At 68.8% G+C, this 10271-nt stretch carries 8 protein-coding genes; 5 read left to right on the top strand and 3 right to left on the bottom strand.

Features of this window, described 5'->3' with window-relative positions; all coding sequences use genetic code 11:
- Positions 1-654: 654 nt before the first annotated feature.
- Both AB0O40_RS36505 and AB0O40_RS36500 read left to right on the top strand, forming a co-directional pair.
- The gene (locus AB0O40_RS36505; RefSeq protein ID WP_365050339.1) at positions 655-2016 is read left to right on the top strand and encodes a hypothetical protein; all 1362 of its coding nucleotides are present in this window, start codon (positions 655-657) and stop codon (positions 2014-2016) included.
- 142 nt (positions 2017-2158) lie between these two features.
- Positions 2159-3223 carry an FUSC family protein gene (locus AB0O40_RS36500; RefSeq protein WP_365050337.1) on the top strand — a complete coding sequence of 355 codons (1065 nt, stop codon included), beginning with the start codon at positions 2159-2161 and terminating at the stop codon, positions 3221-3223.
- Between the two features lie 225 nt (positions 3224-3448).
- Here AB0O40_RS36500 and AB0O40_RS36495 read toward each other — a convergent pair whose 3' ends face one another.
- Together AB0O40_RS36495 and AB0O40_RS36490 are read right to left on the bottom strand one after the other, a co-directional pair.
- Complete coding sequence (locus AB0O40_RS36495; protein WP_365050335.1) at positions 3449-5437, bottom strand: hypothetical protein; 1989 nt, start codon at positions 5435-5437, stop codon at positions 3449-3451.
- Positions 5438-5456: 19 nt separating this feature from the next.
- Positions 5457-6062 carry a hypothetical protein gene (locus AB0O40_RS36490; RefSeq protein WP_365050333.1) on the bottom strand — a complete coding sequence of 202 codons (606 nt, stop codon included), beginning with the start codon at positions 6060-6062 and terminating at the stop codon, positions 5457-5459.
- 364 nt (positions 6063-6426) lie between these two features.
- On the opposite strand from AB0O40_RS36490, the gene AB0O40_RS36485 reads away from it, so the two are divergent.
- Entirely contained in the window at positions 6427-7944 is a 1518-nt protein-coding gene (locus AB0O40_RS36485; RefSeq protein ID WP_365050332.1) for a thiol-activated cytolysin family protein, read from the top strand.
- Between the two features lie 41 nt (positions 7945-7985).
- On the opposite strand, the gene AB0O40_RS36480 is transcribed toward AB0O40_RS36485, so the two are convergent.
- Positions 7986-8420 (bottom strand): hypothetical protein, encoded by a 435-nt coding sequence (locus AB0O40_RS36480; RefSeq protein ID WP_365050330.1) that lies wholly within the window; start codon positions 8418-8420, stop codon positions 7986-7988.
- A 343-nt stretch (positions 8421-8763) separates the two neighbouring features.
- Between AB0O40_RS36480 and AB0O40_RS36475 the strand changes: the two genes are divergently transcribed.
- Together AB0O40_RS36475 and AB0O40_RS36470 are read left to right on the top strand one after the other, a co-directional pair.
- Positions 8764-9201 (top strand): hypothetical protein, encoded by a 438-nt coding sequence (locus AB0O40_RS36475; protein WP_365050328.1) that lies wholly within the window; start codon positions 8764-8766, stop codon positions 9199-9201.
- 192 nt (positions 9202-9393) lie between these two features.
- Entirely contained in the window at positions 9394-9921 is a 528-nt protein-coding gene (locus tag AB0O40_RS36470) for a hypothetical protein (RefSeq protein WP_365050326.1), read from the top strand.
- The last annotated feature ends 350 nt before the right edge of the window (positions 9922-10271 follow it).

Here is a 10271-nt window from a genome sequence, read left to right as displayed (position 1 = left end):
AGATACAAGCCAGTACCACAGCACAGAAACAACAAAGCCTCCAGCTGACACAAGAACAAAAAATACGCCCCAAGGAAGAGCAGGCTCGTGGCGGCCGTCGCCAGGATCCAGGCAGTCAACCGCACGTGCACAGAAGACAGCTCGCCACGACCAGCGAGAGCCATCAGACGCGAGCCCCCCGCCTCCCGCCCCACACCAGCCGGCACCACCCACCCGGCACAACCCCACGCTGAAAACCCAACCGCCAACCGCCGCAACCCACACGACGCCCATCGGTCGGCGGTCACGGACATGGTGTGTGCTTCGGGGCTCGCCCCCGCCGCGGCGTCGGCCGTCACCACGTGCGGGTCCTCAAGGTGGGAACGGCGCGGGCCGCCAGGATCTGGCGAGTGGTCAAGGAAACACCCCCGCTTGGCATGTCGCGGTCAAATGATTGATGGCATGCTGTCCGATCGGACAGCATGCAGCGGACGCCAAGCGTCCCTTACGGAGGAGTGATCCGTGTTCGCACAGCGAAGACTGGACCGACTACGGACGGGCTCGGCCCGCGCCCTCGCCCTCGCGGCAGTTCTGGCCGCGATGTGGCTGCCGACGGCCGCACCGGCTCAAGCCGATGGGACACCGCCGGCCGGGCAGGTGCGCTTGGATTCCTGGATGGGCGATCTGGGCCCCCGGATCGCCGGCACGCCGCTGAACCGGATCGCGATGCCGGGCAGCCACGACGCCGGCTCCTGGGGCATCACCGCCCGGTCCGGATTATGCCGTACCGGCTACATCTACGACCTGGCCGCCGGCTTCCCCCAGTTGGCCGCGAGCGTCGCACGGACCCAGCGCGTCTCGGTCACCGACCAGCTCGCGAGCGGCTCGCGCTACCTCGACCTCCGCCTGTGCAAGCAGGACGGCCAGTGGTACTCCTTCCACGGCGCTCCCCTTGGCAATGCGTTCTTCGGCCCCGGCGCGGAGGCCGAGCAGATCGCGCGCTGGATCACGGCGCATCCCTCGGAGGTCGTCGTCGTCTCGCTCTCCGTCAGCGCCCCCGATGCGGAGCTGACCGCAGCCACCACGGAGGCGTATGAGCGGTTCGCCGGACTCGTCGGCACGGACAGCCTCGCCACCCGGCCCGGATTCTCCCCCTCCTCCGCCTACGGCACCTTCGTGGCCGCAGGAAAGAACGTCGTCCTTCTCGACGGCTCGGGGTTGATCCGTCGGGACTGGGCCTGGCCGGCCGCGGACTCGGCTGCAGACCGTGGGAGCTACCCCGCCGACAACCCGCCGGCCGGCGACTACCTCAGAGACTTCGCCAGCCCCCGCGCCTTGTTCGACGAGACCCTCACGCGCGACCGGAACGCGCTGGCACGGACGCCGGGTGCCGATGACGGGAAGTTCTTCGTCATGGCCGGCCTCATCCGACCGGACACGCTCCTCGGCCTGGCCGGACTCCAGCAGAGCTTCACTGCCCTTCCCGACTCGATGACCTGTGTCGACGGCGCCTTCTACGACCCGCGTAACGGCGGCGAGTGCTGGTCCTGCCCGACCGGATACATCCGCAACGTCACCCCCGTGACCAACGGGGACGCATGCTGGCAGGCCAGCCGGGCCGTCAGCACCTCCGCCACCTACGTGCGGGCCGAGACCTGGGCGTGGAACTGCCCGGCGGGAGCGTTCTGGGACCCGCGTATGGACCGGTTCCCGTGGCGTGGCGAGTGCTGGTCCTGCCCGACCGGATACCTCCGCAACGTCACCCCCGTCACGAGTGGGACGGCCTGCTGGCGCATGACACCCACCGCCTACTCGGGGGCGACCCCGCACGGCCCGTCCGGCATCACCAGGACGTTCCTGCTGGAGCGAGCCGACTCCTTCAACGCCCTCCTCCACGAGCAGCTCGCAGGTCCATGGCGGGCCCCGGGCCTGCGTGAACACCTCAACATCGTCGCAGCCGACGACATCGCAGGCACCCCGGACGGGCTGCACACGGGCGACCTGGCCCGTGCGGTGATCGCCTACAACACCCCCTGACCCGGCTCCGGCCCGACTGGTGGGGGTTCCTCCATCGAACGCCACCACGCCCCCGGCGGGGTGGTGGCGGGGTGGTCCATGGCGGTCCGGGTGCCCGGGGCCCCGGAAGGCGCCCGGCGCGGCCGGGTCGTACGGTGGCACGGTGAGCACCGCACCCTCCGGCCGCTGGCGGGAGTGGGCTTTCGGGCGCCTGCGGGATCAGGGCCCGGCGGCCGCCCGGGTACTGGTCATCGGGGCCATCGCCTGGCAGGTGACCGTGTGGGCGGGAGCCCACAACCCGCCGGTCTACGCCGTGTTCGCCCCCCTGATGGCACTGCGCAGTGATCCCTTCTCCTCTCTGACGGCAGTGGCGCTGCGGGTCCTCGGGGTCATGGCGGGCGTCGCGGTGGGCCTGTTCGTGGTCACGCTGCTGACGCCCTCCTTCGCGGCCCTCGTGGTGGTGCTGGGCCTCGCCCTGCTCCTCGGGGCCCTCATCGGCCCCGGCCGGGCCCTCAACCCTCAGGTCGGCCTCTCCTCCCTGCTGGTGCTGTCCAACCCGCTCCCGGACGCGTACGGCATCACGCGGGTGTGGGAGACGGGGCTGGGCGGGATCGTCACCATCGTGCTGGCCCCGCTGCTGTGGCCGCCGCACCCGCACCGCGAGCTGACGGCCCTGGCCCGGGAGTGCACACAGTGGCTGCCGGCGCTGCTGGTGGGAAGCGTGGCCGCACTGGGGGACCCGGCCCTTGCCCAGGAGAACCGGTCCGGCGTCGCGGTCGAGGTGGAGCGGCTGAGACGCGTGCGCGAGTGGACGCTCGAGGCAGAACGGGCGATGCGGTTCAACCCACTGCGCCGCGGCGACCGGGAGCAGGTGGCCGCCTTGGCGCACCGGCTGCGGATCGTGGCCGAGGGCGCCCCGTACATCGATCTCCTCGCGGTGGAGGCCGACGTCCTGAGCGCCCGGGACGGCGACAGCGCGGCGCTGCGCAGGGCGGGCACGGAGCTGCCCGCAGTCGTCGGCGCCACCGGGCGCACCGTGGCGGCGCTGCTGGCGGGCCGTGACCCGGCCGGGGAGGCGGCGGTCGCCCGGGACCTGCTGGACCGGTACCGGCACGAGGATCCGCAGGCCGTGGCGGTGGCCCTGCGCAGACCCTTCCACCGCCTGCTCGACCTGTGGGACCCGCCACCGCCGGCACCCGGTCAAGACCGCGCCGGCCCCGGGGTCTGAGGCCTGCCCGGGCCCGCGGGGGCACGGTACGTCTCCTTTCGGATCCGGCGGCGTACACGCTCCTCGGACCGGTCTGCGCAGACGCTTGCCCGCAGCTCTCCGAGCGCGGACGGAGGCCTGCCCTTCGGCCGGGCAGGCCTGCCGTGACCGGTCCGTGCTGCTGGCGCCGCCTGTCACAGGCGGCGCGGGCCCTCGCTCTCCCGGGCCATCCTCCTCCGTTGGATGTCAGAGGAACGCGGAGCTGAACGGCTGCAGACCCTTGGGAAGCTCTCCGTCAGGATAGGACGCGATCAGGGAAGAGACCACGGCCGCCCGAACCCCATCGCGCATGGCGTTCGGCGGACTGCCGTTCTTGAACAGTGTCTTGATCCATTCGAGATCCCACGTGTTCTTCTTGTCCATTCCCAGGTAGGCCTTTTTGACCTTCGCAAGGAGGTCGGCATACTTCTTGTCGGAACTCACCAGTCTCAGGAAGTCCGACACCTGCTCGACGCTCATATTGCCGGCTGCGGTGCTTCTCTTCTTGGTGCTGCTGGACTTGGGGCGCTTGACTCCCTTGTTCGACTGCGCCCCCTGGCGTGCGATTTTCTCCAGCTCGGAAACCGACATGTCGGCGAGTTCCCCTTCCGCCTCAGTGCGGTAGGCCGTCGAGCCGAACCGATGCGACATGCCGGGGTTCTCAGTCTTCATCTTCTTGGGGATGTCGACCGTGAAATTTCCCTTGAATTTCTGTCGGATGACCGTGTCTTCGAGATCGCTGTCGGTACGAGCCCGCAGGCTGAGGTCGTCCCTGGGAATCTTCACGGTGCTCGTCAGGCCGTGCTCGCCCTTTGTCAGCGGCATTTTCACGGACGCCCCAGCCGGCAGCACGTTCGTGTAGACGTCGCTGGAGTCGCGGTTCGCGAGCTGTCTGCGAAGCCAGTCCGCGACGGCGTCGCCTCTGCCGTACTCATCACCGAGCATGTACCGCACCTCGGCCAGCACCTCATTGAATCCAAGAGTCGTCGACTTCCAGTAGGCACCTACGCCCTCGATCATCTTGATGGGAAGCCCGCACTCTTCGACGAGGTAGAGAAGCGTGTAATAACAGACCGTACACGGCGTCTTGGATCCGGCGATCGAAATGACGTCCCTGGAGCCGCTCATGATGTAGGCCATCGCGAGGGTCTGCTCGGCATGCGACGTGCGGGGCCTGACGAAGTAGATGGCGGACTTGCCGGTGCTGCGCATGGTGACGGCGGCCTCTTCGGCGGTGATGACGCTGAACGGCGACTTGCGGACCTCGGCGAGGTCCTTCGCGAGCTGGACGACATTGGGATCGTCCTTGCCGATCCGGCCGATCCGGTCAGGGTCGTTCCTCATGAAGAGCAGCCCCTTGGCCACCGCCTGGGCGATGCGGGGTTCGACGCAGTAGGCGTCGGACAGCGCCGCCGCGGCGAGGTTCTCGTACTTCCCGACGTAGGCGGCGATCGTGCCGGCCTTGTTGGCGCTGATGTAGACATGGCTGCCGATTCTGGCCGCCTGGCACTCGTCCTCGCCGGGCGCGTCCGCCTGGGTCAGGACAACCTGCGCGATCTGGGCGAGAGCCTGAATGACCCGGTTTCCCTTGAAGCTCTTCGGACCATGCAGGGTGACGTTCGTATAGATATTGTGGCCGGCAAGCCACTTCGGGTCGTCGGGAATCTTCGTGCCGCGGGCCTCGAGGGCTTCCTCCCAGGTGTCGGTGAAGACCTTCGAGATGCCGACCTTCTGGTTGACCCTGAGGTCGGCGTCCTTGAGGACCGTGCCACCCTTGCGCCGAAATGCATGGGATTCTTCGTCCACCTCGACACGGAAGGTCTGCTTCTGGTGTTCCGTGGTCAGGGTGTCCGCCACCTCCTGGCGGATCTTGCAGTGCCACTCGCGAGCCTTTTGGTGCAGGCTCGGAGAATTCTTTCCTAGCGTCGAGCGTCCGGCATCGAAAGCCGCCAAGGCATCTCTGTCAAGGCCCTGCTTGACTGCCTTCTTGACGGCGACCACGTCGCCCTTGGCGGCAGTCTTCTTGGCCGGCGGCGAATCAGTCCGGAAATCCAAGCCGACCTTCCGCTTGTGACCTCTTTCCTGCGGCTTCTTCGGTTCGGAAGACGAGTGCTCCGAATCGCTGCCCGAACCGTCCGAGCCGGTCGACGAGCTCTTCTTCTTGCGCTTCTTGTACTGATAATCCCGCTTTTCCATGCCGTTCCTCCTGATGCACTCAGTGCTTGCCGTTCTCGATTTCGAGCATCATCTCGACGATTCCATCTGCGACCGCAAGCGCGAGGACGTCCTTCGGTATGTGGGCGAACTCCGGGTTGGCGATCTGTTCCTTCACGGACTTCCGGAAAATCTTCTCGAGCATGTCTTCGAAATCGTCGGGGCCGGACGTGCCGGCGCCGTCGGGTGGCCCGGGGAGGGGATCGACCAGCTCGTAGCTCTGGCTCTGCTGGTTCCACTGGCACGGCACCCAGCGCCGGCCGTTCCAGAGGAGCGGCGGGCTTGCGCCGTAGGGAAGCTGGGCGGGCAGGTTCCCCCAGCGGGGATCCCAGAGCTGATCGGAGGCGGGATAGGGATCCGCGATACCCAGGTGGCTGGCCACGTATTTGACCAGCGAAACCAGTTCGAACTGCGTCGCCGGGTACGTGGTCATTTCGAACAGCGGATCACGGATCAGCGTCACCTGGGCGTCGGGCAGGTTCAGCGGGCATTCCAGCAGAGCCATTCGCTCCACGTAGGCCCAGTCCGTTTCCCCGTCCTGCTTGAGTTCGCGCGGGACTTCCCAGTGCCGCGCCATGCGCTGGCACCACGTCTTCAGTACTTCCATGACAGGCTCCTCGGCGGTGTATTTCCGCCGAGTGTGGTGCGCCGGCCTTCGGGTGGACACGGACCTGCGGCCAAGATTTCGGGCTCCGCATCTGACGGCGCCACGGGTGATCCGCCCCACGTCGGGCGCGTCGGGAAAGGGGGTGTTTCGGGTGGTCCCCAGAGATCGTTCGGGTGGGTCAAATCTCATGTGCCCGCCCTGAAACGGGACTTACCGACCAGTAGTTATAAGAACGGTCCGTTTGCCCGGCGGGGGGAGGTGTGTCATCCATAGGGCTGCTTCCGGGATCCGGAAGTACCAGCTCCAGGCCCGGTCCACGGCAGCAGCAAGGCTCGTGTCCGGGCAGGAAAGTGAGACGACGCGAATGAGGCGACAGATCCCCCGGATACTCGGCGTGAGCACGGTGGTGCTGCTCGGGGGCACGCTCCTCGGGGGCGGACCGGCGAGTGCCAGTACCAGCGGGACCACCGCGGGTTCAGCGCTCAACGACTACGTGCTGGGGATGACCTACGACAAGAACCAGCTGCTGACACACCAAGGGGACAAGGTCACCACCGTCCCGCCGAACAGTTCGGCCGAGAAGGACGGGAAGTTCGTCGTCCTGAGCCGGCAGAAGAAGTCCCTGTCCAACCTCACGGCCGACATCGCGGCCATCGGGGCCAACGAGGACAAGACGTTCCCCGGTGCGCTGCTCAAGGCCAACCCGGCCCTCCTGGAGAACAATCCGACGTTGATCTCCGCGCCCCGGGCACCGGCGACGCTCAGTGTCGACCTGCCGGGAATGACCGGGAAGTCCAGCTCCGTCGTCGTCAAGCAGCCGTCCACCAGCTCCGTACGGGCCGGGGTCAACACGCTGCTCGAACGCTGGAACGCCGATGCGGCGCCGACGTACCCGACCATCCCGGCCCGGATCCAGTACGAAGAGGCCATGGCCTACAGCATGTCCCAGCTCAAGGCCACGTTCGGGATGTCCTTCGACAAGGTGGCCGCCCCGCTGAACATCGACTTCTCCAGCGTCGCCGCCGGTGACAAGCAGGTCCAGGTGGTCAGCTTCAAGCAGGTCTACTACACGGTCAGCATGAACGCGCCCGACAGTCCTGCCTCGGTGTTCGACTCCTCCGTCACACCGCAGGACCTCAGTGCCCGCGGGGTGTCCAGGACGAGCCCTCCGGCCTACGTGTCCAGCGTGGCCTACGGCCGCTCCATGTACGTCAAGCTGGAGACCGGCAGCCGGAGCGACAAGGTCCAGGCTGCGTTCTCGGCGGCCCTCAAGGGGGTCGGCGCCGGTGGTGACGTCGAGGTCGAGAACATCCTCAAGAACACCACCTTCTCCGCCGTGGTGCTCGGCGGCGACGCCAGTGCGGCCACGAAGGTCGTCAGCGGCAAGGTCGACGACCTGAAGAAGATCATCCAGGAGGGGAGCACCTACGGCCGGCTCAGCCCCGGCGTCCCGATCTCCTACACCACGTCCTTCCTCAAGGACAACGAACCGGCCACCATCGTCAACAACTCCGACTACGTCGAGACGCGGGCGACGGAGTACTCCGGCGGGCGCATCACCTTGCAGCACAACGGTTGGTACGTCGCGCGCTACGACATCTCGTGGGACGAGCTGAGCCACGACAGCCGCGGGAACGAGGTCCTCACCCACAGGACGTGGGCCGACAACGGCAGGGGCAAGACCGCCCCCTTCGGCACCGAGATCCAGCTCCACGGCAACGCCCGCAACGTGAAGATCCGCATCGAGGAGAACACGGGGCTGATCTGGGAGGGCTGGCGGACCGTCTACGACAAGGACCACCTGCCGCTCGTGGGCAACCGTGCCATCACCGTCTCGGGCACCACCCTCCAGCCGTCCGTGTCGGAATCCGTCCAGGGGTGAGGTGACGGACCACACCGTCCAGCCCGATCGCTGATGGTGCGTCACAGTGCCAGGAGCATCCCGGCCCCGCCGGCCGCCGCCACGCGGGCGGCCGGGGTGGGCCGGGGCGGACGCAACTCACGTCGGAGGGAGGCGATCAGGTCGGTACTGGCGGCGCGCACGGCCGCCCTCGACGTGCCGAGGGTGGTGTGCGGCTGCTGGTTCATGACGGCGCCCAGGGCCAGTCGGTGGGCGAGATCGCGATCTGCCGCCCCCGCCTGCGCATCGTGCTGGGCCCGGGCCAGGTGCACCCGCACGACCTGCCGCCGGGGGATGAGCATCAGTTCCAGCAGCTTGCGCTGGGAGAGCAGCTGCCCCTCCGCCAACGGCACGGTCGACTCGTCGGGCGAGTCCGACTCAAGCTGGGCCCTCGTGTCGACCCGTATCTGCGGACCCTGCTCCGCGCTGCCCGGCAGCGGGTGCGCCCGCAGGACCACGTAGGGCGGCCATCACCTTGGCCAGACTCGCCGTGGGCACCGGTGTCTGCTCCCCGCGGGTACCTATCGGACCGGCCCCCTCGAGGAACACGCTGGCCTGCCCCTGCTCGGGCCACCGGAGCCGGGTGGCGAGCCCGGCGGGCACTGCGGAGGGCTCCGGTGTGCGGGGTACGTCGGCTGAACTGTCCAACATCCGGTACCCGGGCGGCCGACGACGGTGCGAGGAACTGCCCCAGGGCTTGGCCGTGCGTGCTGGCGGACGGTGGGGACCGGCAACGACCATCGCCTCCGTGCTCCGTGTGCCGGCCCGACGGGGACGGGGAGCGGACATCAGAGGATGGGGATGAAGAAGACCGTGCCGCATGCCGTGGCGCTCCTGCTCGCCGGCAGCGTTTCCTGGTCGTGGTGCGCCGCTGCCCAGGCGCAGCCCGCACCACTGCCCGGATGCGCCACCGTGCAGACGGAGCGCGTACCCGACGGCCACGCCCAGCGCGCCCGGGCGTGCACGGTCGATCTGGGCTCGGGCACGCTCGGTCTGTTCGAGACGAAGACGGTGTCGGGATACTGCCCCAAGGACTGGTCGATCTCCGACCACCAGTACCACTCGGGCATCCAGTTCAGGATTCCCCACGGCGTGCAGATCGTGTACCGCAACGGCCACCCGGACGCGAAGATCGAGCGGGCAAGTCACCACGGCGCCCTCGGGGTGCGCGGCAGCATCACGAACTGGGGCATGACCGTGCTGTCCCTCGACAGGATCCACCTGCACTGCGTCCGCTGAGCGCCGACCTCCTCCGAAGGGCCGGGACCCGGCGTCTTCCGACCGTGACGCGCCCGTGGGCGGCGGGACCCTCCCGGGGTACCGGTCGTAGTCCGGATGGCGCTGTGCGGGCGGCGGACCGGGCGCATGTCGATTCGTATGGTCGTAAGGGCGCGACGGCTCGCCCCATACCTGCTGCCGGAGGCACCCCTGATGCGCACCTCTCGGATCCTGGCCGCCGGGGCCCTCGCCGCGGCGGCCCTCGCTCTGACGCCGCCCGCCGCCTACGCCGACTCCGCGAGCGTCAGCCCGCTCACCGTCGTCCCCGGCGGCACGATCACCATCAACGTCGAGTGCTCCTTCACCCAGACCAGCCAATCGCCCCCGACCATCACCGCGACCTCCCAGGCCTTCGCCTCCGGCACCACGACCTTGCGCCTGGTCGGCGAGGGCGGCATGCCCGGCGCCGGCGGCCGTTACCGGGGAACCGCCCTGATCGCCTCGACGTCGCAGTTCACCACCTCCGCCACCACCTGGAGCGTGACCGGTTCCTGCCCCGGGGGCAGCCCCTGGAGTGCCGGCTTCACCGTCACCCGGCAACCGAACGGAACCCGTGGCGGCCTCGGCGGATCCTTCACGCCCTCGACCGGAACCACACTGGCGGGGGCGGGCCTGGCCGCGGCGGCCCTCGGCGGCACCTACTGGCACCTGCGCCGCCGCAACGCACGCGCCCGCTCCTGACCGGCTCGCACCCGGCCCTGTCACGCCCGGCGTCCGCTTCCGCGGGAAGTGCGGCGCTCGGGGCGTACGTTCCCGGGCCGGTGCAGAAGTCCTGCTCGTCACCCGTGTGACAGCACGGCGGACGGGTGGGGGTACGAGGGGGCGGCCCGGGTCGATCGGAAGGTGTCCGGTCGGCCCAGGCCGGCAGCCGGTGGGGCTAGGCCAGGGGGGACCGGGTGAGGTCGGCCGGGTCGGTTTCGAGGGGGAAGGGCTCGGGTACGCGGGTCAGGGTGCCGGGCAGGGCGGTGGTGGTCTCGACGTACCGGCCGCGTTCCAGGCGGGCGCAGATCAGGCGGGGCGCCGGGTCGAAC

The organism is Streptomyces sp. NPDC089919, assembly GCF_040684615.1.
Classification (GTDB): domain Bacteria; phylum Actinomycetota; class Actinomycetes; order Streptomycetales; family Streptomycetaceae; genus Streptomyces.
Note: the sequence above shows the minus strand (reverse complement) of the source record. Positions and strands in the feature narration are given on the sequence as shown.

What these genes read in the sequence shown, in the direction of transcription:
- AB0O40_RS36505 (WP_365050339.1), top strand. Translation starts at nt 655, where the DNA reads ATGGGCGATCTGGGCCCCCGGATCGCCGGCACGCCGCTGAACCGGATC.
- AB0O40_RS36485 (WP_365050332.1), top strand. Translation starts at nt 6,427, where the DNA reads ATGAGGCGACAGATCCCCCGGATACTCGGCGTGAGCACGGTGGTGCTG.
- AB0O40_RS36495 (WP_365050335.1), bottom strand. Translation starts at nt 5,437, where the DNA reads ATGGAAAAGCGGGATTATCAGTACAAGAAGCGCAAGAAGAAGAGCTCG.
- AB0O40_RS36475 (WP_365050328.1), top strand. Translation starts at nt 8,764, where the DNA reads ATGAAGAAGACCGTGCCGCATGCCGTGGCGCTCCTGCTCGCCGGCAGC.
- AB0O40_RS36470 (WP_365050326.1), top strand. Translation starts at nt 9,394, where the DNA reads ATGCGCACCTCTCGGATCCTGGCCGCCGGGGCCCTCGCCGCGGCGGCC.
- AB0O40_RS36490 (WP_365050333.1), bottom strand. Translation starts at nt 6,062, where the DNA reads ATGGAAGTACTGAAGACGTGGTGCCAGCGCATGGCGCGGCACTGGGAA.